The sequence below is a fragment of the Sphingomonas colocasiae genome (assembly GCF_019880585.1).
Classification (GTDB): Bacteria; Pseudomonadota; Alphaproteobacteria; order Sphingomonadales; family Sphingomonadaceae; genus Sphingobium_A; species Sphingobium_A colocasiae.
This window is the reverse complement of record NZ_JAINVV010000011.1, coordinates 331,668-356,942: the sequence shown is the minus strand read 5'-3', so window position 1 is coordinate 356,942 and position 25,275 is coordinate 331,668. Positions and strand designations below refer to the sequence as shown.

19 protein-coding genes are annotated in these 25,275 nt (G+C 66.4%); 8 read left to right on the top strand and 11 right to left on the bottom strand.

Going from position 1 to position 25,275, the window contains the following annotated elements:
• The first annotated feature begins 47 nt into the window (after positions 1–47).
• Complete coding sequence (locus K7G82_RS23265; RefSeq protein WP_222992341.1) at positions 48–2,006, top strand: serine hydrolase domain-containing protein; 1,959 nt, start codon at positions 48–50, stop codon at positions 2,004–2,006.
• Positions 2,007–2,078: 72 nt separating this feature from the next.
• Positions 2,079–2,540: a cupin domain-containing protein gene (locus tag K7G82_RS23260; RefSeq protein ID WP_222992340.1), complete on the top strand. Its 462-nt coding sequence runs from the start codon at positions 2,079–2,081 to the stop codon at positions 2,538–2,540.
• Here the strand turns inward: K7G82_RS23260 and K7G82_RS23255 are convergent.
• Together K7G82_RS23255 and K7G82_RS23250 are read right to left on the bottom strand one after the other, a co-directional pair.
• Positions 2,528–3,388 (bottom strand): ThuA domain-containing protein, encoded by an 861-nt coding sequence (locus K7G82_RS23255; RefSeq protein ID WP_222992339.1) that lies wholly within the window; start codon positions 3,386–3,388, stop codon positions 2,528–2,530. The two genes, K7G82_RS23260 and K7G82_RS23255, sit on opposite strands and share 13 nt — an antisense overlap.
• Positions 3,389–3,711: 323 nt before the next feature.
• Positions 3,712–4,170: an Lrp/AsnC family transcriptional regulator gene (locus K7G82_RS23250; RefSeq protein ID WP_222992338.1), complete on the bottom strand. Its 459-nt coding sequence runs from the start codon at positions 4,168–4,170 to the stop codon at positions 3,712–3,714.
• A gap of 123 nt (positions 4,171–4,293) precedes the next feature.
• Between K7G82_RS23250 and K7G82_RS23245 the strand changes: the two genes are divergently transcribed.
• The gene (locus K7G82_RS23245) at positions 4,294–5,580 is read left to right on the top strand and encodes a cystathionine gamma-synthase family protein (RefSeq protein WP_222992337.1); all 1,287 of its coding nucleotides are present in this window, start codon (positions 4,294–4,296) and stop codon (positions 5,578–5,580) included.
• A 307-nt stretch (positions 5,581–5,887) separates the two neighbouring features.
• Here the strand turns inward: K7G82_RS23245 and K7G82_RS23240 are convergent, their stop codons facing one another.
• The 3 genes from K7G82_RS23240 to K7G82_RS23230 are packed head-to-tail and all read right to left on the bottom strand — an operon-like array spanning position 5,888 to position 8,050.
• Positions 5,888–6,205 carry a DUF3325 domain-containing protein gene (locus K7G82_RS23240; RefSeq protein ID WP_222992336.1) on the bottom strand — a complete coding sequence of 106 codons (318 nt, stop codon included), beginning with the start codon at positions 6,203–6,205 and terminating at the stop codon, positions 5,888–5,890.
• The gene (locus K7G82_RS23235; RefSeq protein ID WP_222992335.1) at positions 6,195–7,799 is read right to left on the bottom strand and encodes a PepSY-associated TM helix domain-containing protein; all 1,605 of its coding nucleotides are present in this window, start codon (positions 7,797–7,799) and stop codon (positions 6,195–6,197) included. Before K7G82_RS23235 ends, K7G82_RS23240 begins: the two co-directional genes overlap by 11 nt.
• On the bottom strand, positions 7,796–8,050 hold the full coding sequence (locus tag K7G82_RS23230; RefSeq protein WP_222992334.1) for a hypothetical protein: 255 nt from the start codon (positions 8,048–8,050) through the stop codon (positions 7,796–7,798). Before K7G82_RS23230 ends, K7G82_RS23235 begins: the two co-directional genes overlap by 4 nt.
• Positions 8,051–8,201: 151 nt before the next feature.
• On the opposite strand from K7G82_RS23230, the gene K7G82_RS23225 reads away from it, so the two are divergent.
• A complete protein-coding gene (locus K7G82_RS23225; RefSeq protein ID WP_222992333.1) occupies positions 8,202–10,514 on the top strand; it encodes a TonB-dependent siderophore receptor in 2,313 nt (770 codons plus the stop codon).
• A gap of 41 nt (positions 10,515–10,555) precedes the next feature.
• Here K7G82_RS23225 and K7G82_RS23220 read toward each other — a convergent pair whose 3' ends face one another.
• Both K7G82_RS23220 and K7G82_RS23215 read right to left on the bottom strand, forming a co-directional pair.
• Positions 10,556–11,656: a calcium:cation antiporter gene (locus K7G82_RS23220; RefSeq protein WP_222992332.1), complete on the bottom strand. Its 1,101-nt coding sequence runs from the start codon at positions 11,654–11,656 to the stop codon at positions 10,556–10,558.
• Between the two features lie 79 nt (positions 11,657–11,735).
• A complete protein-coding gene (locus tag K7G82_RS23215; protein ID WP_222992331.1) occupies positions 11,736–13,016 on the bottom strand; it encodes an MFS transporter in 1,281 nt (426 codons plus the stop codon).
• Positions 13,017–13,135: 119 nt separating this feature from the next.
• On the opposite strand from K7G82_RS23215, the gene K7G82_RS23210 reads away from it, so the two are divergent.
• Positions 13,136–13,594, top strand: coding sequence for a winged helix-turn-helix transcriptional regulator (locus K7G82_RS23210; RefSeq protein ID WP_222992330.1), 459 nt, complete (start codon positions 13,136–13,138; stop codon positions 13,592–13,594).
• A 120-nt stretch (positions 13,595–13,714) separates the two neighbouring features.
• Here the strand turns inward: K7G82_RS23210 and K7G82_RS23205 are convergent, their stop codons facing one another.
• Positions 13,715–16,687: a TonB-dependent receptor plug domain-containing protein gene (locus tag K7G82_RS23205; protein WP_222992329.1), complete on the bottom strand. Its 2,973-nt coding sequence runs from the start codon at positions 16,685–16,687 to the stop codon at positions 13,715–13,717.
• A gap of 552 nt (positions 16,688–17,239) precedes the next feature.
• On the opposite strand from K7G82_RS23205, the gene K7G82_RS23200 reads away from it, so the two are divergent.
• Positions 17,240–19,642 (top strand): penicillin acylase family protein, encoded by a 2,403-nt coding sequence (locus K7G82_RS23200; protein ID WP_222992328.1) that lies wholly within the window; start codon positions 17,240–17,242, stop codon positions 19,640–19,642.
• A gap of 10 nt (positions 19,643–19,652) precedes the next feature.
• Here the strand turns inward: K7G82_RS23200 and K7G82_RS23195 are convergent, their stop codons facing one another.
• From K7G82_RS23195 to K7G82_RS23185, 3 genes are read right to left on the bottom strand one after another with little or no spacing between them, the layout of a single operon-like run.
• Positions 19,653–20,672: an alpha/beta hydrolase fold domain-containing protein gene (locus tag K7G82_RS23195; protein WP_222992327.1), complete on the bottom strand. Its 1,020-nt coding sequence runs from the start codon at positions 20,670–20,672 to the stop codon at positions 19,653–19,655.
• Positions 20,669–21,706, bottom strand: a complete 1,038-nt coding sequence (locus K7G82_RS23190) for an alpha/beta hydrolase (RefSeq protein ID WP_222992326.1) — start codon at positions 21,704–21,706, stop codon at positions 20,669–20,671. Before K7G82_RS23190 ends, K7G82_RS23195 begins: the two co-directional genes overlap by 4 nt.
• 13 nt (positions 21,707–21,719) lie before the next feature.
• Positions 21,720–23,768, bottom strand: a complete 2,049-nt coding sequence (locus K7G82_RS23185; RefSeq protein ID WP_222992325.1) for a TonB-dependent receptor — start codon at positions 23,766–23,768, stop codon at positions 21,720–21,722.
• A 202-nt stretch (positions 23,769–23,970) separates the two neighbouring features.
• Between K7G82_RS23185 and K7G82_RS23180 the strand changes: the two genes are divergently transcribed.
• Both K7G82_RS23180 and K7G82_RS23175 read left to right on the top strand, forming a co-directional pair.
• Positions 23,971–24,465, top strand: coding sequence for a nuclear transport factor 2 family protein (locus K7G82_RS23180; RefSeq protein WP_222992324.1), 495 nt, complete (start codon positions 23,971–23,973; stop codon positions 24,463–24,465).
• Positions 24,462–25,238, top strand: a complete 777-nt coding sequence (locus tag K7G82_RS23175) for an SDR family NAD(P)-dependent oxidoreductase (RefSeq protein WP_222992323.1) — start codon at positions 24,462–24,464, stop codon at positions 25,236–25,238. The genes K7G82_RS23180 and K7G82_RS23175 overlap by 4 nt, the downstream gene beginning before the upstream one ends.
• Positions 25,239–25,275: the final 37 nt, after the last annotated feature.

Here is a 25,275-nt window from a genome sequence, read left to right as displayed (position 1 = left end):
TCCCGGCCTCGCCTGGCGGGGGCCCTTGCGGAAATCGAGTGAACATCATGCCCAAGATCCTGTCCGTCCTGTTCTGGATGCTGGTGCTCGTCGCCCAGCCTGCAATGGCGAAGGCCTTGCCCAATGCTGCGCCCGCGCATTCAGACATGCTGCGGCCGCTCGACCGGATCGATGCGGAGGCCTGGCTCGACGGACTGGTGCCGATCGCGCTGAAACGGGGCGGCGTCGCCGGTGCGGTGGTGGTAATCGTGAAGGACGGCCAGGTGCTGGTCCAGAAAGGCTACGGACATGGCGATGTCGCCAGGGGACGGCCGGTACTGCCGGAACGGACGCTGTTCCGCATGGGATCGCTCGCCAAGCCGGTCGTCTGGACCGCGGTGATGCAACTGGTCGAGCAGGGCAGGCTCGATCTGGATGCGGATATCAGCCGCTATCTCGATTTCCCGATTTCGCGGCGCCCGGACGGGCCGGTGACCCTGCGCCATCTGATGACGCATAGCGCCGGTTTCGAGGAAACCGCCAAGGGCATCGTCTTCACCGATCCCGCCTATATCGTTCCGCTCGGCGCGCGGCTGAAGGCCATTCAGCCGCGACGGATCTACAAGGCGGGTACGACCCCCGCCTATTCGAATTATGGCGCCGCCCTGGCCGGCTATATCGTCGAGCGCGTTTCGGGTGAGCCGTTCGAATCCTATGTGGACCGCCATATCTTCGCGCCGCTGGGCATGACGCGCGCGACCTTCCGTCAGCCGCTTCCCCCGGCCTGGCGCGGCGACATGTCTCAAGGCTATGACGCGAGCGACGGAGCGCCCAAGCCTTTCGAGATCATCGGGCTGCCGCCGGCGGGCGCGCTGACCGCCACGGCGGGCGACATGGCGCGGTTCATGATCGCGCATCTCCAGAACGGTGCTTTCGAAGGCCGCGCCATATTGCGCCCGCGAACCGCCATGGCTATGCATGGCACGCCGATGTCGTTGCTGCCGCCATTGCACCGCATGGTGCTGGGTTTCTGGGAGAACGACATCAACGGCCAGCGGGTGATCGCGCATAGCGGTGATACCGGCGCGTTCCATACCGATCTCAATCTGTTCCTCGACCGGAATATCGGCGTGTTCGTCGCGGTGAACAGCAATGGCGTCGCGGGTGGTTCGGCGGCGCTGATCGACGCGGTGCGAACGGGCTTCGCTGATCGCTATTTCTCCCGGCAGGCGGGCGGCAGGCCGATCGATCCGGGCACGGCGGCGCTCCACGCGCGAATGATGGCGGGCAACTGGATCAGTTCCCGGCGCTGGGACAGCAATTTCATGAGGATCGTCAATCTCTTCTCGCAGCTCACGCTCGACGTGGGACATGACGGATCGATCGAGGCCCCGTTCAAGGGGCCGAACGGCGCTCCACGCAAATGGATCGAGATCGCGCCTTTCGTCTGGCGCGATGCCGACAGCGGCGAGCGGCTCGCCGCGAAGCTGGAGGCGGGGCGTCCAGTGCGCTTCAGCATCGATGGCGCCGCGCCGATCATCGTGTTCGATCGGGCGCCATGGTGGGCATCGGCGGCCTGGCTTGTCCCCGGCCTGTATGGCGCGCTCTGCGCATTCGCGGCGATGCTGATCCTCTGGCCCGTCGCCGCACTGGTCCGCCGCCGCCATGGCGCATCGCTCGATCTGCAGCCGCCCGAACGGCGCGCCTATCTCGTGATCCGGATCATGGCGGCATTGGCGCTGCTGACGCTCGTCGGATGGGGCGTGGCGATCAGCGCCGCGGTCAACGAACATGGCGCACAGTCGTTGCCGATCGATATCGACGTCATCCTCTGGTTCATGCAGATCGCCAGCCTGCTCGTTTTTCCGGCCGCCTTTGCTGCGTCGCTCTGGAATCTGCGACTGGCATGGGCACGCGATAGCGCCTGGCCGGCACGCCTGTGGAACGTCGCCCTCGTCATGTCGGCCGCGATCCTCCTATGGACGGCACTCGCCTTTCGCCTGATCGGCTTCACGACGAGCTATTGATCATCGCCGGCGCCGGATCCGATCGCGCCGTTGCGGGTTGGATGCCGACGATATGGAGAGGAGCGATATGCAATGCCCAGGATCGATATCGCATCGGTGCCGGTGGAAACCGGATGCGACTATCCCGACGTCTTTCGCGCGATCTGCCTGGGATCGACGTGGCGGCGGCTGGGCGACGCCGTCGGGCTGACCGATTTCGGCGTCAATCTCGTCCGCCTGCCGCCGGGCACATGGTCCAGCCAGCGCCACTGGCACAGCCATGAGGACGAATTCGTGATGGTGCTGGAGGGAGAGGTGATCGCGGTCGAAGAGGATGGCGATCACCGCCTTGTCGCCGGCGACTGTATCGGCTGGAAGGCCGGGGTACGCAACGGCCATTGCCTGCAGAACCGGGGAGCGCGCGACGCCGTCTATCTCGAACTCGGCTCGCGTCGGCCGGGTGTGGATGCATGCGACTATCCCGATATCGACATGATCGCCCGGCCGGGCGAGCCGGGTTATCGCCACCGCGACGGGACGCCCTATCGCGGCTGAGCGGAACCCATCGCCTGTACGGGCGCGAGCGACCGGACGCCGTTTCGGGGCACCGGCATGCCGGCGGTCCAGACGATCGCGTTGAGCAGCATCCGGCGGAGATCGGGTTCGTCGAAGGCGTTCAGATAATGGGCACCGGTGAACAGGAAGGCGCGGCCGCCGCCGTCGCGCTCATAGGCCCAGGCGACGGTTCGCGTTTCGGGCGCGATCGCGACGGTCTTGCCCGACTGGAACTGGATGCCGAGCGGACCGCTGAGCACCGGCACCGATCGGCCATGGCCGGTATCGAAGCGCAATGTCGGATAGAATTCGTCCTTGTAGCGGAAGGGGCGCACGCCCTGCATCGTCGGATGGCGGGCGGGCGTGAGTTCGGCCAGTTCATCGGTGCGGTTGAGCATGCCGTAGCGCGCGGCGCCGAGCCAGGCGGGCAGGGGGATGGCGCGGTCGTCGGGCGAAAGCGTGGAGGACTGGTGGAGCGTGACGAGGCCAACGCCCTTTTTCATCAGCCGGCCGAATTGTTCGCGCCGGGCGGGATCGTTGAGCGGGTGGCGCGCCAGCCCGTCGAAATACCAGATGATGGTGGCGGCGTGCTCCAGCGCCGCCGGGTCGTCCGGCCAGCCCTCGGGATAGGCGTCCACGCTGACGCCGCGCAGATCGGGGGAGGTCTCGATCAATGCCTTCAGCACGCGGATGCCGTCGGGATGGGCATGTTCGCCCGGCGCATGGCTTTCGCGCCCGCCGATCAGCACGATATGTTTGCCCGGCGGCGCCTTGGCCATCGCGGCCTGCGCGCCGATGGCGAGCGCGGCGCAGAGCAGGGCTTTGAGGGGGCCGGAAAGACGCATCATGGCAGGCGCTCCGTTCGGTGGATGCCGGGGAGAATAAGCGGGATTGCCGGGGTGTGTCACGGGGGTGGGTTTGGCTCAAAACGCGAGCCCTTCCTGTCGCTGGAGCGACGGTGTTTTCCTTTTAAGCCCAGCACGTCACCCCAGCCCTTCGACTGCCTGCAAGCAGGCGCTCAGGACAGGCCTCGCCTTTGGCGAGGGCTGGGGTCTGCCACAGGATAAAGAGCGATCTGGTTGGCAGACCCCAGCCTGCGCTGGGGTGACGTGCTGGATTAGATATTTCAATTAGTTGCAATTATTTTTTATTGAGAACTATCAGGATTTCCCTAAGCCCGCCGCTCCTTGATCGTGCTCATCACGAAATTGGTCTCGATCGACGCCACGCATTTCAGGCGGGCGACCTTTTCCTTGATAAAGCGCTCATAGCTGTCGAGGCCGCTGCTCATCACCTTGAGCACATAATCGGGCGTGCCGGCGACGAGATGGCATTCGATCACCTCGTCCCAGCCGCGCACCGCATCCTCGAACATGTCGATCTCGTCCTCATGCTGGCGGCTCAGCCGGATGACGAGGATCGCACTCATCGTCCAGCCGTCCACCGCCGGGTCGACGCGGGCGGTGTAGCCGCGGATGATTCCGGCTTCCTCCATGCGGCGGACACGGCGCAGGCACGGGGAGGGAGACAGGCCGACGCGTTCGGCCAGGTCGGCATTGCTGATCCGCGCATCGGCGATCAGGGCCTTCAGGATTCGGCGATCGATGGGGTCGGCAATTTTCTGCTGCATGACTGGCCTGATATCGATGAACGTTGCTCGATCAATGCGAATGATCGGCCGAATTGGCAAGCACCTGTGCCGTGATTATCGATAAATTGCGTGCATCGTCCACCAGCCACTCCAGGAGAGACCATGACCGCGCCGCACCCGTACGAGACGCATATCGGCGATCATCCGCTGCATCCCGAAACCCAGATGCTCAATTACGGCTATGATCCCCAATTGTCCGAAGGCGCGGTGAAGCCGCCGGTATTCCTCACCTCCACCTTCGTGTTCCGTTCGGCGGAGGAAGGCCGCGATTTCTTCGACTATGCGTCGGGCCGCAAGGAGCCGCCGGCGGGGCGCCAGTCGGGCCTGGTCTATTCGCGCTTCAACCATCCCAATAGCGAGATCGTCGAGGATCGCCTGTCCGTCTACGAGCGGACCGAGGCGTGCGCGCTCTTCTCGTCGGGCATGTCGGCGATCGCCACGACATTGCTGGCATTCGTCCGCCCCGGCGACGTCGTCCTCCATTCGCAGCCGCTTTACGGCGGCACGGAAGTGTTGATCGCCAAGACGCTGGCGGAGATGGATATTTCGGGCGTCGGCTTCTCCGACGGTCTCGATGAAGCAGCGGTCCAGGTTGCCGCGGACGCCGCCTGCGCCAAGGGGCGCGTATCGGCGATATTGATCGAGACGCCGGCCAATCCCACCAACAGCCTGGTCGATCTGGCGATGATGGCGCGGATCGCGGACCGGATCGGCGTGGCGCAGGACGGCCATCGCCCGGTGCTGGCGTGCGACAACACGCTTCTCGGCCCGGTCCATCAGCGCCCGATCGAGCACGGCGCGGATATTTCGCTGTACTCGCTCACCAAATATGTCGGCGGCCATTCGGACCTGATCGCCGGGGCGGCACTGGGATCGGCGGCCCTGATCAAGCGGGTCAAGCAGTTGCGCAGCTCGATCGGCACCCAGCTCGATCCGCATAGCTGCTGGATGCTCGGCCGATCGCTCGAAACATTGGGCATCCGCATGGAGCGTGCGGCGGCGAACGCGCGCGCGGTGGCGGAGCATCTCGCCGGCCATGCCAAGGTGGCCGCGATCCATTATCTGCCCTTCGCGGCGCCCGATACGCCGACAGGCCGTGCTTTCGCGACGCAATGCACCGGGGCGGGCTCCACCTTCGCCTTCGATATCGTCGGCGGGCAGGCGGCGGCGTTCCGCTTCCTCAATGCGCTGCGCATCATGAAGCTGGCGGTCAGCCTGGGTGGCACGGAATCGCTCGCCAGCCATCCGGCGACGATGACGCATTCGGGCGTGCCGGTGGAGGTGCGCGAGCGGATCGGCGTGCTCGACTCCACGATACGGCTTTCGATCGGCATCGAGCATCCGGACGATCTGGTGGCGGATCTGGAACGGGCGCTGGCGGCGGCGTGATGAAGGGGGAGGGGGTGATTTTTCACCTCCTCCTGTCGCCCCCGCGAAAGCTGGAGCCTAGGCAAGGCCTGGAACTTTGCTGAAGCGGACGGATCGCATGGGCTCCAGCTTTCGCTGGAGCGACAAGGTTTGCTGGTCCTTATCCCACACGTCACCCCAGCCCTTCGACTGCCTGCAAGCAGGCGCTCAGGACAGGCCTCGCCTTTGGCGAGGGCTGGGGTCTGCCAACCAGATCGCACTTGATTCTGGGGAAGACCCCAGCCTGCGTTGGGGTGACGTGTGGGGCGGAGAATAGGGGTTTTTGCCCCTACGCCAGCGCGAGCGGCACCGCGAGCGCCAGCACGGGCAGCCAGGCCTGCAACGCCCTGTCCGGCCAGCGCGACATGGCGAGGACCAGCGCGATGCCGCTTAGACTCAGCAGGCCGATCCAGGCGATGCTGCCCTGGAAGGGGCCGAAGCGGAGGAACGCCGCGATGCACGAGGCGGCGATCAGCGCCCAGCCCGCCGCCCGCGCCGATCGCGGCGAGGCGAGCGGACCGCGCGGCGCGGCCTTGCGATGGCGGTGGCTGGCCCGCGCCAGGCTGGCGAGGCCGGCATAGCCCAGACAGGCGATCTCAAGCGGCATCGGCCACCTCGCGCGCGGTGGCGGCGATCGGCGCCGGGGGACGGCGGTTGCTCGGCAAGGATGCGGGCCGGCGCGCCGCCTGCCACGCCGTGAAACCGAGCAGCGCGGCGCTTGCCAGCATGACGATGTCGAACGCGACGAACAGCCCGTCGCCGGTCATGATCGAGCGCATCAGTCCGCGATCAGTGGTGACCGCGTTGACCACCGGCACCGCCGCGCACAACGTCGCCGCGATCGTCAGCGTTTCGATCCAGGCGCGCCGCACCGGGCGGATCAGCGAGGCAGCGGCCAGGCCGAACCAGACCCAGAACATCGCCGCGACCTCCATGTCCTGCCGCCCCGGCAGCGCCGCCGGGATCAGCCGGTTGGCGAGCAGGAAGGCCGCCATGCCCGCCGGCAGGCAGGCGATCGCGCCGATATTGAGGCGCTGCACCAGGCGATAGCCGAAAAAGGGCAGGGCGCCCGGCTTGCCGCGCTTGGCCGTCCACAGCATCAGCCCGGTGCCGACCATCGCGGTGCCGGCAAGGCCGAGCAGGAAATAGGCCCAGCGCAGGAAGGGTCTCGCGAAATGGCCGAGATGCAGGCCCAGCATCACCCCCGCCGTCTCGATCGCAGGCCCCGGCGGGGCGGAGGCGGAGAGGCGCGCGCCGGTGACGCCCGAATAGATGATCGACTGGCCGCGCGCATTGAGCGTGTCCGCGCTGTCGCGCGCCACGGTGATCGTCGCCGCCGCGTCATTGGGATTGCGGACGGTGATGCGCGCGGGTGCACCGCCATGCCATTCCCGGGTCGCGGCGCGCAGCAGCGGGGCGATGTCGGTCAGCGGTGCGGGGCGGCCCGAGGCCTCGCTCTCCTCGTCGCGACCATAGGCTTCGGCGGTGAAGGCCGATGGTTCCGCGTAATTGGCGGCGATCGGCCAGGGCATGTACATCAGCATCAGCGTGATCAGCCCGGTATAGGTGATCATCGCATGGAAAGGCAGCGCGAGCACGGCCGAGACGTTATGCGCGTCGAGCCAGCTTCGCTGCCCCTTGCGCCAGCGCAGGGTGAAGAAGTCGGCGAAGATGCGCTTGTGGGTGATCACGCCCGAGACGATCGCGGCCAGCATGAAGATCGCGCACAGTCCGGCGAGCCAGCGGCCCCAGGGATGCGGGATCTGGAGCTGGAAATGAAAGCGGTAGAAATGCTCGCCGCCGCGCGTCTCGCGCGCGGCGACCGTCTTGCCCGTCGCCGGATCCAGGCGGATCTCCGGCGTGCGCGGCGGCTTTGGCGCCTTGGGATCGGGATTTTCACGCGCGCGCGTGAAGATGCGCGTACCCACCGTCCGCTCGTCCGGCAGATAGATGGTCCATTGCTCGTCCTGCGGATGCGTCGCCTGCATATGCGCGATCGCCGTCTGTGCGGCACGCTCGGGCGATGCTGACTGGAGCTCGATCTCCGGCTGCATCCAGCGCGTGATCTCCGGCCGGAAATAGCTGGCGGTGCCGGTCAGGAACATCGCGAACAATATCCATCCGGCAAGCAGTCCAAGCCAGGTGTGGATCCATGCCATCGATTGGCGCAGGCCGGTTTCCCTGGCCGGTTTTGCGCTCATGGCCGTACGCCCAGCAGCATGGCGGCCGCGATCGAGAACGCGGCGAGGCCCCAGACAAGCCCGGCGACGCGCGACAGGCGCGGCTCATGAAAGCACCACAGGCCGATGACGGCATAGAACAGGAACGACAGGATCAGCGCCCAGCCCGTCGCCTCGACGCGCGCGACCGGAAGCAATCGCGCGAGCAGTGCGGCGAGCCCCGATGCCGCGGCATAGCCGCCGACCAGTGCCGTGCTTGCGCGCGCGGCCATGGCCAAGCCCGCGCGTGGCGATTGTGCCCGCCCCTTCGATGTCCCCGCGCTTCTCACGCCGTTTCCTGCCCCGTCATGCTTCGACTCTTGCGCCGCAACATCTTGCTCTTTAGCAGCAACTGCGAATCGTTATCAACATGGAGTGTCAGTCGTGATCGTCAATTCGAATCGGGGGCGGATTGTCCATTCGGGCCGCGCGCTGATCGCTGTTCTGGCATTGCTTTCGCCGATCGCGGCCCATGCCCAGCAGGCGCCCGACGACAGTGCCGACGAGACGGCGCGCGCCGACACGATCATCGTCACCGGCCTGCGCGAGAAGCAGACGGGCGCGGGCACCAAGACCGATACGCCGCTGCTGGAAACGCCGCAGACGATCACCATCATCGACAGCGAGGAACTGACGCGCCGCAACGTCCAGTCGATCAACCAGGCGCTGGGCTATGTCGCGGGCGTGTCGGCCAATCAGCGCGGCGGCATGGTGACGCGTTACGACCAGTTGATCCTGCGCGGCTTCGCGCCCGGCGTCTTCCTGGACGGCATGCGTCTGCTCGCCGGCCCCTATTCGATGCCGCAGATCGATTTCAACCGGATCGACCATATCGACGTGGTCAAGGGGCCGGCATCGGTGCTCTACGGCAATTCCACGCCGGGCGGCCTCGTCAACCTGACGAGCAAGATGCCGGAGGCGACGGCATCGGGCCGGATCGAACTGCAGGCGGGCAATTACGACAGCTGGCGCGCGGCGGGCGACATCAACCTGCCGCTCGATGCCGAAGGGCGGATCCTGTCGCGGATCGTCGCCGGCTGGCAGAAGAGCGACGGGCTGACCCAGGGCACCTTCGCGGAGCGCTGGCATGTCAGCCCTATGCTGACCTTCGCGCCCGATCCGGCGACCAGCCTGACGATCATCGCCACCTATCAGCGCTCGCCCAGCGGCGGCGGTTATTCGGGCGTGCCGGCCTATGGATCGGTGCTGCCCAATCCGGGCGGCGAACTGCCGCGCGACATCAACACCGGCGATCCGGGCTATGAGCGTTACGATCACCGCGCCAAATCGATCGCGGCCTTGTTCCGCCACGAGTTCAACGAGCATCTGGCGTTCCGTTCCAGCGCGCGTTTCCAGAACAACACGCTCAGCTATCGCCAGCTTTATGTCGGCGGTTTCGCGACGACGGGCACGGGGGCCGCGCGCAACAGCGATTTCACCACGATCATCCGCGGCGGCGGCGGCGCCGACGAGGATTTCGATACGCTGACGCTCGACAATAATCTGAACGCCAAGTTCGAGACGGGCGGGATCAGGCACAATCTGCTGGTCGGCATCGACTATCAGCATATCGCGGGCGAGAATGTTCAGCAGTTCAACACCGGCGTTTCCGCCAATCCGCTGACCAGCATCCCCAATCTGAAGCTGTTTGCGCCCGTTTATGGCGGGGTGCTGCCGACATTCGACCTGACCCAGCTCTCCTCAGCCTATGTGAACACCTTCGGCAAGCGCGACCAGACCGGCATCTATATCCAGGATCAGATCGAGATCGGCCGGCTCCAGCTGATCGCCAGCGGCCGTTACGACTGGTACGACCAGATCACGCTCAACAAGCGCAACAGCGCGGTGACCACCCTGTCGCAGACCGCCTTCACCATGCGGCTGGGCGCGCTCTACGAATTCCCCTTCGGCGTCTCGCCCTATGTCAGCTATTCGGAATCGTTCGAGCCGCAGGCGGGCGCCACCTATCTGGGCGAGCCCTTCGATCCGGTGACCGGCCGCCAGTACGAAGCGGGCGTCAAATATCAGCCCGCCGGCACCAATGCGCTGTTCACCCTGTCGGTCTACGATCTCCGCCGCCAGAACGTGCCCGTCGGCGATCCGCGCGCGGGCACCGGCGGAATCCCGGCCAATGCGCAGATCCAGATCGGCGAGGTGCGCGTGCGCGGCGCCGAACTGGAAGGGCGGGGCGAGGTGGTGCCCGGCTTCGACGTGGTGGCGGCGCTCAGCTATACCGACGCGATCATCACCCAGGGCACGCCGGCGGTGGCGCCCACCGCCACCAACAGCGGCACGCCGACCACCACCGGCACCCGCCAGCTCGGCACGCCCAAATGGATCGCATCGACCTTCCTCTCCTATGATTTCGGCAAGTCGGGCAATGTCTCGGGCGGGCTCGCCGGCCTCACGCTCGGCGGCGGGGCGCGCTATGTCGGCGGTTCGGACGGCACGACCAGCTATGCCGTGATCAACAACGTCACCACCTTCCAGCGCTTCACCACCAAGAGCTTCCTGCTGGTCGACGCGCTGATCGGTTACGATCTCGGCCGCCTCTCACCCGCGATGGAGGGCGTCACCCTGGCGGTCAACGCCGCCAACCTGCTCGACAAGAAGCATGTGACGGCCTGCCCGTTCAACAATAGCTGCTATTACGGCGCGGCGCGGACGGTGATGGCATCGGTGCGCTACGCCTGGTGAGCGAACTCTCAAGGCCGGTATGGGCTGAATGGCGACCGGCCCTAGGGGCTGAAGACGAGGATCAGGAAGGTCGCGAACAGCGAAAGATGGACCGCGCCTTCGAGCATGGAGGTGCGCGCGCCTGAAAAGGTGACGCCGTTGAGCACCAGCGTCATCGCCAGCAGCACCATGTTCGCGGCGGACAGGCCGAGGATGACGGGCTGCCCGCTGAGCAGGCCGATCAGCAGCACGGCGGGTACCGTCAGCCCCAGCGTGGAGGTGGCGGCGCCCAGGCAGAGATTGATCGCGCGCGTCAACTGGTTCGCCGCGATCGCGCGCAACGCCGATATCCCCTCCGGCGTGAACACGATCATGGCGATGATGATGCCGCCCAGCGCGGTCGGCGCGGCCAGCGCCTCGATCCCCGCGTCCAGCAGCTTCGCCAGGCCTTTGGAAAGGATGACGATCGGCAGGATGTTCGCGATCAGCAACAGCACGTGCCGGCCGGGCGAACCGGAATGCTCGACATGCGGAAGCGCGCTGGCGTCCTGCCATTCCTCTCCGCCGCCTTCGGGCTGGAAGAAACCGCGATGCCGGCCGGTCTGGAGCCACAGGAAGATGCCGTACAGCGCGATGGTGAGGAGCGAGAACAGGCCGGACTGAAGCGGGGACAAGGTGCCGCCCGCGCTGGATGTCGTGAAATTGGGCAGCACCAGCGCGATGACGGCGAGCGGGATGGTGACGGCGAGATAGGCGCTGGCGCCCTGCAGGTTGAAGCTTTGCTGGTGATGCCGCAATCCGCCCACCAGCAGCCCCAGCCCGACGACGCCGTTGAGCACGATCATCAGCACCGCGAACATGGTGTCGCGCCCCAGCGTCGGCACGGCATTGGGGCTGAGCATCACCGCCGAGATCAGCGCGACCTCTATGATCACGATCGAAAGCGTCAGCACCAATGTGCCGAAGGGCTCGCCCAGGATTTCGGCCAGCTCCTCCGCTTCGTGGACGACGCCGAAGGCGGACCAGAAGATGATGCCGAGCAGCCACATGAAGAGCAGGCCGGCGAGGATCGGAGAGAGTGCGGCCGGGACGATGGCGGGCGCGGCGAACACCGCGCCAACCGTCAGCCAGGCGAGCGGCAGGCGGAAAGTGGAAAGCTGCATCGGCAAAGCGTTACCATCTGGCGGCCTTGATGTCGCGGATGGCCGTGTAACATTTCGTGACGCCGCCATCCATGCCGGGTCAGAGCGCGCGCGTGGCGCTTGCGGGCATCGCCTGCAGCGTTGCCGCCCACAGGAAGATCGTCGCCAGCGCGATGCCGGCGCCCAGCATGCATATGCCGCCCCAGCCCGCATGCGCATAGACGATTGTCGAGGAAGAAGAGCCCAGTGCGCTGCCGATCGCATAGAAGAGCATATATCCCGCGGTCAGCCGGCTCTGCGCCTCCGGGCGGGTGCGATAGATCATCGCCTGGTTGGTGACATGCGCGGCCTGCAGCCCGAAATCGACGATCACGACGCCGAGCACCAGCCACAGCATCGAATGGGGCAGCATGGCGATCGGCCCCCAGGCAGCGAACATCAGCAACAGCGCCGCACCGGTGACGCGCTGCGCATGCCCGCGATCGGCCCATCGGCCGGCGCGGCCGGCGGCGAGCGCGCCGGCCACGCCCGCCAGCCCGAACAGGCCGATCGCGCCGTGCGACAGCGAAAAGGGCGGGGCGCTGAGCGGCAGCACCAGCGGCGTCAGCAGCGTCGTGATGTCGGCGAAGATCAGCATCGCGATCAGGCCGCGGACAAGCAGCACGCGTTCGGTGGCGATCAGTGCGAACAGGGACGCGATCAGCCTGGCATAAGGCATGGACGATGCCGGCTTCGGCTGACGGGGAAGCGTCTTGTAGAGCAGCGCGACGACCAACAATGTCGACAGCGCCGATGCCAGATAGACCGAGCGCCAGCCTGCGAGATCGGTGAGCGCCCCGGCGATCGTGCGCGCAAGCAATATGCCGATCACGATCCCGCTGGTGACGGCCCCGACGATCCGTCCACGCGCATCGGGCGGCGCGAGGCTTGCCGCGAAGGCGACGAACGCCTGGGTGACGACCGCCAGCAGGCCCATCGTTGCCATGGTCGCCAGCAACATCGCGGGGCCGGTTGCGAACGCGATCGCAACCAGCGCGAGCACCGACAGCAGCGATTGGGCGATCACCAGCCGGCGTCGGTCGACAAGATCGCCGATGGGAACCAGCAGGATCAATCCCAGGCCGTAACCCAGTTGCGTCGCCGCCACGATCAACCCGGCATGCGCGCGCGACAGGCCGATATCGTCGGCCATCATGTCGAGCAGGGGATGCGCGAAATAGGCGTTGGCGACCGCAAGCCCGCTGGCGACGGCGAACAACAGCGTCAGGCCGGGCGAAAGGCCGGCGGCGGGATTGGGGGAGCGCGCGGACGGACGGTTCGGCGCACGCGCGTCGGCATTCGCGGCGGTGCTGGCGCACGCCGCTTCATTCGGGACCGGCATGGTGATCAGCCTCGATTCGGTTTAATGATGAAACCATTTGATTGGTATCAGAATGGTTTTATGATGCAACCATGATTGCGCCGGCCGCCCTGTGCGGGTTGGTATGAAGAGGGAGCGGGATGGTCAGGCGCAAGAGCCTCAAAGGAGATTATTGCCCAAGCGCACGATCGCTCGACGCGATCGGCGATTGGTGGTCGTTGCTGATCGTGCGCGATGCGTTCGATGGGCTGGCGCGTTTCGGCGAATTTCAGAAAAGTCTGGGCATCGCCAGGAACATCCTGTCCGATCGGCTGCGCACACTGGTCGATCGCGGCATATTGGAAACGATATCCGCGCCCGGCGGCGGCGCGCACCAGGAATATCGGCTGACCCGGATGGGCCGCGATCTTTTTCCGGTGATGGTGGCGTTGCGGCAATGGGGCGAGCGCCATCTGTTCGCAGCCGGCGAAGCGCATTCCAGGCTGGTCGAGCGCGAAACCGGCCGGCCCGTCCGGCTCGACGTGCGGACCGAGGATGGGCGCCCGATCGAGGCCGGCGATGCGATCATCCTGAAAGTGCCCGTCGAAGACGGGGAATAAGACGGGGGCGATACGGCCCTGCCTCTCAAGCGTGGACAAAGAAAACGGCCCCGTTCCATGCGGAACGGAGCCGTAAGGCAATCCACGGCGCGTTTGGCGAAACGCGCCGTGATTTTCGGGTCAGCGCATCTGGATGCGGAAGCCGACGCGGAAGGAACGGCCGAGCAGGTCCGAGAAGGTGCTGTTGGCGGCAAGCCCGGTCTCGGGCAGCAGCAGCGCGCTCTTGTTGAACAGGTTCGTCACGTTGATGAAGAACTGGCCTTCGCCCTTGTCCCACATATTCACCTTCTGCGCGATGTTGAGATCGACGTAGAAGGTGCCCTTCACATGATTGTCGTCATAGGTCGGGAACTGGGTGGTCGAAAGCGGGCAGCCGGTCTGGCACTCGATGCCGTTGGCGGCATATTTGCCCGAGCTGACGCCGCGGCCGACGACGGTGGCCGAGAAGCTTTCGTCGTCATAGCTGGCGCTGGCGCGGAAGATCCACTTCGGCGTGCTGTACTGGCCACCGTTCACGCCCACCGTGTTGAGCGGCACGACACCCGCGACGCCCGTATCGGTGATGTTGTCGATATAGCGCGTCGCCACGCCGCGCAGCGTGAAGACGCCCTTGCCGCCGCCGAACAGCTGATCCAGCGGCACGCGGTACGAGGCGTCGAAATCGATGCCGCGCACCAGCTTGCTCGCGAAGTTGAACGGCTGGCTGCGGAACAGCTTGTACGGCTGGCCCGGCGCCGAGCGTGCCGGATCGTCGGTGATGGCGTCGCAGAAGGCCTGGATGCCTTCATAGCAGCGATTGATGATCTCCTGCGCGGAGAGCGTGTCGATCGCGTCCTTCAGGTCGATGCGGAAATAGTCGGCCGAGAAGGCGAAGCCGGGGATGAAGCGCGGCGTGACCACCGCGCCGATATTCCACGAATCCGCCTTTTCGGGCTTCAGCGCGGTATTGCCGGTCACCGTCGCCGAATAGCCGAAAGTCGCCGGCCCCTTCGACGGATCGGCCGGATTATAGGCCGGGTTGCGCACCGAGTCGCTGTTCGCGGCGCCCGCCTGATAGAGTTCGTTCAGGTTGGGCGCGCGAATATCGCGCGAGCGCGTGATGCGGACGCGGATATCCTCGATCGGCTGCCAGGTGGCGCCCGCCTTCCAGGTGGTGACATAGCCCGCGGTCGAATAATCGGTCGCACGCACCGCGCCGTTGAATTCCAGGCCGAAGCCCAGCGGCACCACGGTTTCGAGATAGGCTTCCTTCACGCTGTAGTCGCCGTTGGTGGGCAGATAATTGCCCACCGACCAGCGGTTCGTGGTGGTGCCGTTGGCGTTGATGATCGGCTGGAATTCAGCAGGCACGAAACCGCTGATCTTCTCCTTGCGCCATTCCGCGCCGGTCGAGATGCTGACGTCGCCGGCCCAGGTGGTGAAGGGGGTGAGCGTCAGGTTGCCGCCCGCCACATATTGTTCGGCCACCTCGTCGCGATAGGGGCTGCCGAGCACATAGTTGATCGCCGCGGGATCGGCGACGCCGATGCCCAGCCGGTTGAGCGGCCGGCAATTGGGATCGTTGTTGGCCGCATCGGCATCGACGTTGATCGCGCACTGGATCGATCCCACGGCATAGCCGCCGGGATTGCCCGCCAGCGCGAACACCGCGTTGGTCGCCTGGTTCATCCGGTTCACATGCATGATGTTGCGCAGCTGCTCGCGCATCTTGGCGCGGCCGTACTGGCCGTAGATGTCCCAGGTCGCGGTCCTGCCGAACGCCTCGAACTTGCCCTCCGCGCCGATCAGGTAACGCTGGACCTCGCGGCGGTTGTCGACCGCGCGGAAGGGCAGGTCGGCGGCGGTGGTCGCCAGGGTCACGGTGTTGATGCCGGCGAGCTGCGCGGCGCCCAGCGTGTTGATCAGGAAGGCGTTGTTGGCCTGGAGCGTGATGCCCGTCGCCAGGTTGGGGCCGGCGTTGAAGAACACTTTCTGCTTGTTGTACGATGCTTCGGCGAACAGCTCGACGCCGTCGGAAACCTCGAAGCTCAGCCGGCCGAACAGGCCGTAGCGGTCGTCTTCGGGATCCAGGCCGATGCGCCGGCCGGAATCATTGACCTGCCAGGATCCGCCCTGGGTAAGCGTCGGCGCGGCGCTGCCGGTGGGCGAGGGGAAGGTCAGCCCGCCATAGACGAACTGGTTGATCGATCCGCCATCGCCGAAATAGATGCCGCGCAGCCGGTTGGCGACGCCACCGCTGGAGCCCGTGATCAGGCCGCCGGGCGTCGAGTTCGCGGCGCCGACCTGGCGCCGGATCAGGAATTGCGGGGTGGTGCTGTTCGTGGTCCAGTTCGGATCCTGGATGCGGACATAGCCGGTCTGGTTCCAGGGGCGATCGACCTCGAAGATGCCGTCGCGATGCGCGACTTCGCCGCTCAGCAGGATATGGCCGCGTCCGCCCGCGAACGACATGCCGCCCGCCGCGCTGAACGAATAGTTGAAACCGTCGCCATAGGTGGTGATGCCGGTGTCGCCCGAGATCTTCAGCCCGGTATATTTATTGTCGAGGATGAAGTTGGCGACGCCGGCGACGGCGTCCGAACCATAGGCCGCCGAAGCGCCGCCCGTCACGATCTCGACGCTTTTCACCAGCGCCTGCGGAATGGTGTTGACGTCGACCAGGCCGGTGATCGTCGAGCCCACCGAGCGGCGGCCGTTGAGCAGCACCAGCGTGCGCGTCTCGCCCAGGTTGCGCAGGTTGAGCGCGTTGATGCCCGCCTGGCCGCTCGACAGGTTGAGGCGCGAGTTGGCCGGGCGCGTCGAACCGGCGAGCGCGGGCAGCTGATTGACGATATCGGCGATGTTGTTCGACGGAGACTGGTTCTGCAGTTCTTCCTGCGAAACCACGGTCACCGGCGTCGGCGCCTCGAAACCGTCGCGGCGGATGCGCGAACCGGTGACGATGATGTCGTCGCGCGCGGCTTCGGCCTGCGGCTCCTCGGTCTGCGCCTGGGCGGCGACGGGCATCAGCCCGGCCAGCGCGATCGCCGCCAGACTGGCATGCGTGGCGAGGCGGCGGACCTGGCGGCCGGCATGGTGCGTGGTAAACTGCATGGTAATCCCCCTTGATACTAACGCGATGCGCCCGGCCGTTCGCCGGAGTCGCAATGGGTGCGCTGCCGCTTCATGATTTGCATTTCTTTGCAATTTCTTACGGGCGGCAGCCCGATAATCTTCTCCTCTGTCTGCCGCGCCGTTTCGGCGGGACGGGCCGTCGGATTTCTCCCTTATGTCGGCGTGGCATCTGTCCCGCCCGGATGGTCCGGCCCCGGGCAGGTCAAGTCAAGCCGAAGGGGTTTCTTTGCGTTACATCATCCATAACCCGGGGGTATGGACTGCGCCGAAAGCGATGCAAAAAGGCAACATAATTACATAAAACGCGATTTGGAGGATGCCGATGCATCCGGAATCGGCCTGTTGGAGCATGGCGCGGGCGGATCACGGATCCAGATCGAGTCGAGTTCGCCGGCACCGGCGCGATAGCCTTGTTGCATAGCCTGGCTTCTGCTTGGTTATGGGATGGCAGGGCGGCTTTGGATAGCCTCTCCCGCACCGAAGACCGGTTTGCCGACCGGCGCGCCGCGAGGGCCATTGGAGGGACCAGCCATGAAATTCGACCGTCGCGCCTTTCTGGCCGGAAGCTCATTGGCGGCGTTGATGCCGCTTTCGGCGTTGCGCGCGGGCAAGGTGGACGCGGGCGTGAAGACCCGGACGGTGACGGGCGCGGCCGGGCCGATCGAGATCCTCGACGATCAATGGGGCGTTCCGCATATCCGCGCGCGGAGCAAGGCCGACGCCTTTTTCGGCCAGGGTTATGTCGTCGCGCGCGACCGGCTGTTCCAGCTCGACCTGGGCCATCGGCGCGGCATGGGGCGGCTGGCCGAGGCGTTCGGCCCCGCCTTCGTCGCGCACGATCATGCCGAGCGGCTGTTCCATTATCGCGGCGACCTGGACGCCGAACTGGCGAAGCTGCCCGCCGAAGTGCTGGCCTGCGCGAAGGGCTATGTCGCCGGCATCAATGCCCGCATCGACGAGGTGACGGCCGATCCCGCGCTGCTGCCCGCCGAATATCGCATCCTGGGCGCCGCGCCGATGCGTTGGGACGTGCGCGACATCGTCACCGAACGCGGCGCATCGATCGGCAATGTCGACGACGAGATCCGCCGCGCGCGGCTGGCGGCGCTGGGGATGCTGGAACTCGATACGCTGGTGGCGCCGCTGCGCCCGGCCTGGCGGCTGCGCGTGCCCGACGGGCTGGACGTGGCGGCGATCTCCGAGGCGGATCTGGGCATACTCGGGCAGGTGGAGGGCGGCCTGCCGTTCGGCGCCACGCCCAGCCCGGTGCGCGATGTGCGCGATCCGGCGGGCGCGCGGATCGAGGGGGCGAATGCCGGATCCAATGCATGGACGGTGGGGCCGGGGCGCAGCGCCACCGGCCGGCCGATCCTGGCCAATGATCCGCATCTGGGCATCGGCGGCTTCGCGCCGCGCCATGTGGCGCATCTGACCGCGCCGGGGCTCGACGTGATCGGCGGCGGATCGCCGGGGCTGGCGGGCATCATGCAGGGCCACACCGATCGCTTCGCATTCGGCCGCACCAATTCGCACAACGACCAGAGCGACCTGTTCATACTCGAACTCGATCCCGCCGATCCCGAACGCTATCGCCATGGCGGCGGCTGGAAGCGGTTCGAGATCGTCGAGGAGGCGATCGCGGTGAAGGGCGCCGAACCGCGCCGGGTGACCCTGCGCTATTCGGTGCATGGACCGGTGCTGCTGCACGATCCGAAACGGCGGCGGGCGACCGCGCTTGCCAGCGTGACGATGATGCCGGGCGCGATGGACGGCTTCTCGATGATCGCGATCAATATTTCGCGCGATTGGGAAAGCCTGCGCGCCGCGTTCAAATGGCACCCGTCGCCCACCAATTTCCATTATGCCGATATCGACGGCAATCATGGCTGGCAGGTGATCGGTGCCGCGCCGATCCGCGGCGGCGGGCATGACGGGCTGCTGCCCGCGCCCGGCGATGGCCGCTACGACTGGACTGGACGCTATGGCGCGGAAAAGCTGCCGCGCGACTACAACCCTGCCAAGGGCTGGTTCGCGACCGCCAACCAGGACAATCTGCCCGCCGATTATTCGAAGACGCAGGGGCCGCTCGCCTTCTCCTTCCGCGAACCCTATCGCTACGAACGCATCGTCGAAGTGCTGAAGGCGCAGCCGCGCCACACGCTGGCGGACAGCGCGGCGCTGCAGCAGGATGTGATGTCCACGCCCGCGCGCCAGCTTTGCGCGCTGATCCCGACGGCGCCCGCCGCCGCCGCGAGGCCGGCGGCGGACATGCTGCGCGGCTGGAACGGGCGGCTCGACGCCGATAGCGGGCAGGCGGCCTTGTTCCAGATGCTGTGGGCCGATCTCGGCAAGCGCGTGCTCGACGCGATCGTGCCGACACAGGCGCGCGCGCTGGTGCCCTCGATCGCGGCGGGCGAACTGATCCGGCTGATGCGCGATCCCGATGCGCGCTTCGGGCCCGACCGGGCGGCGACGCGCGATCGACTGTTCGGCGAGGCGCTGGCCGCCGCCTGGGCCGAAGCGAAGACGCTGATGGGCGACGATCCGGCGCGCTGGCGCTGGGGCGCGCTCCACCGTGTGCGGATCGCCCATCCGCTGTCGCGCCTGCCCGAAATCGCCGCCGCCTTCCCGCCGATCGAGGGCGGGGAATCGCCCGGCGACAATTTCACGGTCAATGCGCGCTGGGTGGCGGCGAAACAGGGCTATCGCACCTCGGGCGGGGCCAGCTATCTGCAGGTGATCGATGTCGGCAATTGGGACGAAAGCCTGTATCTGAACCTGCCCGGTCAGTCCGCCGATCCGTCATCGCCGCATTATCGCGACCAATATGGCCCCTGGCTCGCCGGGCGCATGCAGAAGCTGCCCTTCAGCAAGCGGGCGGTCGACGCTGTCGTGCGGGCGCGGACGATGCTGGTGCCTGGCAAGCCCGGATAAGCCGGGCTCGTCAGGATCCGGCCTCAGCGCCCGCCCAGTTCCTTCGCGAAGAAGTCGGCGACCACCCGGTAGACCTGCCGGGATTCGGGCAGGTCCGAATTGTTGAAGAAGGCGTGCCACATGCCGTCCCACATATGCAGCCGGGCCCTGGCGCCGGCGCGGCGGAGGCGGCGGTGAAGGCGAAGTCGCGCGTGCCCCCGACGATCAGCGTCGGCGGAAAGCGCTTCAACAGCTCGGGGAAGAAATGCGGCGAGACCAGCGGGTCTTCGGCATCGACGCCCTCCAGATAGCTGGACCAGTGATCGCTGTTCCCCGGATCGGGCGCTTCCCCGGTCAGCGCGAGGCCCCAGAAGCGGGAATCCCCGGACCAGCGGGTGGTGGCCATCGCGGACAGCAGCGCGATCGCGCCCGGCACCGGCAGGCCCTGCTCGAGGAACCAGGCGATCGACATCGCGGTGAGCATTCCGCCGGCCGAGCATCCGAACATGCCGATATCCTGCGGGCGATGCCGGTCCAGCAGTGCCCGATAGACGGCGGCGACATCCTCGCTGGCGGCCGGAAAGCGATGTTCCGGCCCCTGGCGGTAATCGACGGCCATCACGCGGATGCCCGTGGTGGCTGCGATCGGGATCGCTTCGACCAGCCCGCCCAATCCGGCGCCGATCTCGAAACCACCGCCATGAAGATTGACGAGGATGCGGCCTTCATTGTGCGCGGATATGCCCGCAAGGGGCGTGACCACCGCGACGGGGATGCCGCCGATCATCTCTTCGTCGATCGTGCAGGGATAGCGTTCGCGGTGGCGCGTGAGATGCGGCGTATAAAGCAATTCGTCCGCCCGCTGGCGTGTCACGCCGATATCGTCGCCGATCCATTCGGGTGGATCGCGATATCGCGCGATGAAGGCCCGGCGCGCCTCGTCGCTCCAATAGCTGGAAACGGGTATGTCGAACGGCTGGATATGGGCGGTGCCCTGTTCGTCGACGCGCGACAGGGCGGGTGCGGTTTCGGCTTGGGGCTCGTCGGTCATGTCCGCTCCGATCCCGCGGGGGCGGGTTGCCGTGCGTCGCGGGCGCCCAGATGGTCTTCGAAATGGCGGGCGATCAGTTCAAGCGCCTCGATCGCCTCCGGAGTGTTCACATCGTCGAAGACGAAGCCGTGCCCCATGCCCTCCCAGAGTTCGAGCGTGGCATCGACGCCCGCGGCGACGAGGCGGCTGTGCGAGGCGATCGCGGAACTGACCGCGCCGTCACGCGTGCCGCAGACGAACATCGTCGGGGGAAAGCCGCGCGCGGCCTCCGGGAAGAGGGCGGGCGAGACGAGCGGGTGATGAAGATCCTCCGGCCGTACATAGGGCATGCCCGTGGGCGGCGGATTGGGCGCCGCCGCCGGCGCCGGCCATCCCACCAGCGGGAGGACGGTGTAGCGGGAATCGCCGCCCCAGACATTGTCGGCGGGCGCTGAGACGATGCAGAGCGCGCCGGGGGCCGGCAGGCCCTGTTCGGCGAACCAGGCGGCCGCCATGGCGGTGAGCACGCCCCCGGCCGAATTGCCGTAGATGCCGATCCGGCCGGGGGCGTGGGATTGCAGCAATGCGCGGTACACGGCGGCGACATCCTCGCTGGCGGCGGGGAATTCATGTTCCGGCCCCATGCGATAATCGATGGCGACGGTCCGGATCCCGGTTTTCGAAGCGACCGGAATCGCCTCCAGCAGCGCCCCCATGCCCGCGCCGATGCGAAAGCCGCCGCCATGCAGGCAGATCAGCACGCGATCGTCGGTGCGATCGGCGATATCGCTCTCCGCTTCGACGATATCGACGCGGACGCCGCCCATCTCCGCAGACGTGATCCGGGCGGGATACAGCGCCTTCGCTGCCGCCAGCCGGGGCGCGTAGAAGATCCGGTCCATCGCCGCCCGCTGCTCGGCGATGGGCAGCCGGGGATCGAGCGGCGGCGGATCGAACACCGCCCGGATCCACTGCGCCTTCGCCGCTTCGCTCAGGCAGCCGGGCAGCGGTATCGTCATCGGCCGGACACGGACCGTTCCCGCTTCGTCGATCATCGCAACCATCCCCTCAATAGACCAGACGCAAGGTGAGGCCGTAGGTCCGGGGCTCGCCGAAGATCAGCGCGCCGCTATTGGCATAGACCGTATAATCCTTGTCCGTCAGATTGTTCGCCCAGAGCGCGATATTCGTCCTGACGCCGCCGATATCGATATCGGACAGGCTCAATCGCGCGTTGAGCAGCCCTCGCCGGTTGTTGAGGAACGCGATCGCGCCGGTGGTCGAACTGACCTGCGTGCCCGAATAGGCATAGTTGATCAGGGCGGAGAAGGTGCCGAGCGATGCGAGCGGGAAGCTATATTCGCCGCCGACGGTGTAGCTCCATCTGGGGGCGTTGAGGAAAATGACGCTGCCGCTGGTGTGGAGATAGGCAAGATTGCCCTGCAGCCGCAGCCCGGCGGCCGGGCGGACCTCGACTTCGCCCTCGAACCCGTCGAAATCGGCGCTGCCGCCATTGACGGTCGATGCGCAGCCGAAGGGGCAGTTCGGCGTCTGCACGATATCGGAGACCTGGATATCGCTGTAATCATTGTGGAAGGCATTGATGTTGAACAGCAGGCGCTTGTCGAACAGCGTCGATTTCAGCCCGGCCTCATAGCTGACGATATGTTCGGGATCGAAGGCGCTCAGATCCTCGTCGAACAGCGAGAATCCGCCGGTGCGATAGCCGCGCGATATCTTCACATAGCTGTGGATATCGTCGCTCCAGCGATAATCGAGCGTCAGCGATGGATCGAAGCTGCTCGAATGCGTCGATGCACGGCTGAACGCGGTCACGCCGCCGGCGGCCTCGCGCTCGTCATAGGATGCGCGCGCGCCGATCGTGATGTCGAGCCGGCGGCCGGGCAGCGGCGGCGTCCAGGTGACGTTGGCGTACATGCCCGCCGCGACATTGCGGGCCCGGCCGGGATCGAGGAAGAAGAAGGGGGTGGGGAAGCCGGTGGCGATGCCGAACCGCGTCCGCCCGCTTTCCTTGAAAAACAGCGCGCCCAGCGTGTAGCGCACCGACGCGTCCGGGACATCGCCGGTCAGCAGCAATTCCTGGCTGAACTGTTTCTGATGGACGGCGGTATAGCCGGTGATCGGCAACGAAAAGAACGCGCCCGCGGTGTCGGTGACCGCGTTCGTGCCGATCTTGCGGAAGGCGGTGATCGATTTGAGCGAGATGTTGGCGCCCGTGCGCCAGTCGATGGTGAGCGCATGTCCGCTCGCGGTGAAATCGTCGCGCATCGCGGTCGCGATCGGCGGCGAGGTCCGTTTGCGGGGGAAGCCGTTCTGGAAGAAATTGGCGGTGCCGTCCTGCGTGCCGCGATCGAACACATAATCGACGGTCATGTCCGGATCGGGCGTCCAGCGGAGCGCCGCGCGGATGCCTTCGCGGTCGCGCCGGCCGAAGTCGCGTCCGGCGCCGGGGTTCTTCACCCAGCCGTCGAAGCCGGACCGCAGATAGCTGAGCTTCAGCGAGAATTCGGCGAATTTGGGCAGGTTGACGTTGATCAGCGCGCGCGCATGGCCGAAATTGCCGAAATCGAAGCTTCCGTTCACGCCGAACGTGCCGGTCGGCTTGGCGGAGATGAACTTGACCGCGCCGCCGATGGTGTTGCGCCCGTACAGCGTGCCCTGCGGCCCGCGCAGCACCTCGATCCGTTCGACATCGCCCATGTCCATGACGATCCCGGCGGAGCGGGCGACATAGACGTCGTCGACATAGAGGCCGACGGCGGGATCGTTGCTGACCGAGATGGTGTTGAGCGATCCGACGCCGCGAATGCGCAGGTCCACCACGCTGCTCGAATAGTTGAAGGGCTGCAACTGGAGCGCCGGCACTTCCTTGACGAGATCGGTGATGTCGGTGAAGCCGATCCGTTCCAGCGCGGCTGCGCCCAGCACGTTCATCGGGATCGGCACGTCCTGCGCCTTTTCCGCGCGCTTCTGCGCGGTGACGATGATCTCCTCCAGCTCCGGCGCATCGCCGCCGGGCGGATCGGACGCCGCCCGGCCGGCCGCGGGCATCACGCCGATCAGTGCCGCGCACGCTAGAAACAGGCTCGACCTCATTCCCCTCTCCCCTTGTTCTTTTCTGCTGCCCGGCCGGACCGGACGCCACGATCCGAGCCTATGCGGGCAAGGGCGGGGCAAGAATCCCCATTTATGGATGAAAGAACAGGGCGGTTCCGCCTGGGCCCGGCATCCCCGTTTGAGGATATCGAAGGCGCGCCGGCCGCGACAATCATCCGCATGATCCGGGAGAGGGAGCGTGATGACAGAACTGCATCGATTGGCCGACATTATCGAGATTCACCAGCTTTTCGCGGCGCGGCTGCGCGCGCTGGATATGAAGGACTGGGATCTCTACGCCGCCTGCCACACCGGGGATGTTCGCGGGCAGACCTATGGCGATCATCCCGGCGCCGCGACGCCGGATGGGAATGCCCCGGTCTACGACTATGTCGGCATCCCGGAGATGATCGCGCGCATCCGCGACTTCATCGAGGGGCCGGTGCCGCTCATCACCTGCCATCACGGGCATAATCCGGAAATCACCCTGCTTTCCGAAACCGAGGCCAGCGGCATCTGGGCGATGGAGGACCGGCTGTGGTGGAGCGACGGGGAGCGCGCCGAGACGATGCACGGCCATGGCCATTATCACGAGCATTATCGCAAGGTGGACGGTCGCTGGCTGATCTCCTTCCGCAAGCTGACCCGGCTGCATCTCGAGCGTTCGCCGGGTTTCTACGATCGGCCGCGCACATGATGCTCCGGGGCAAGGTCGCCTATATCACGGGCGGATCGGCGGGCATCGGCGAGGCCGCATGCCATGGCTTCGCGGCGCAGGGGGCTGCGGTGGTGATCGCCGATGTCGATGCGGAGGGCGGATCGGCCCTGGCGGAGGCATTGCGCGGCGCGGGCCATCGCTGCCTGTTCGTGGAGACCGATGTGCGGAGCGACGACAGCGTCGCCCGTTCGATCGCGGGGGCGGAGGCGCAATTCGGCCGTATCGACATCCTCTACAACAATGCGGGCGGATCCTCGGCCGGGGACGGGCCGGTATCGGATACCCCGATGGAGGTGTTCCGGGCCGCTTATGAAGTGAATGTGCTCGGCACCTGGCTGGTGTGCCGGCACGGCATCGCCGCGCTGCGCCGAGGGGGCGGTGGCGCGATCATCAACACCAGTTCGACCGCGGCGCTGATCGGCCATCCGGGCTATGACGCCTATACCGCCGCGAAGGGCGCGGTCGCGTCGCTGACGCGATCGATGGCGGTCTCGCTCGCGGCCGACAATATCCGGGTCAACGCGATCGCGCCGGGTGCCACCGGCACAAGACGCGTCACGCAATATGCGGCGGACGGCAAGATCCGGTCGAGCTGGATGGATCGCCATCTGCTGGGGCTGATCGATCCGGCGGACATCGCGTCGGCGGCGCTGTTCCTGGCGTCGGACGCATCGCGCGGCATGACCGGGCAGGTGATGGTCGTGGATGGCGGGGCCACGATCTCCGCCGTTTCGCGCGGCCAATGCGCATGAAGCCGGCGGTTTCTTCGCTCTCGTCAAGGACGGATAT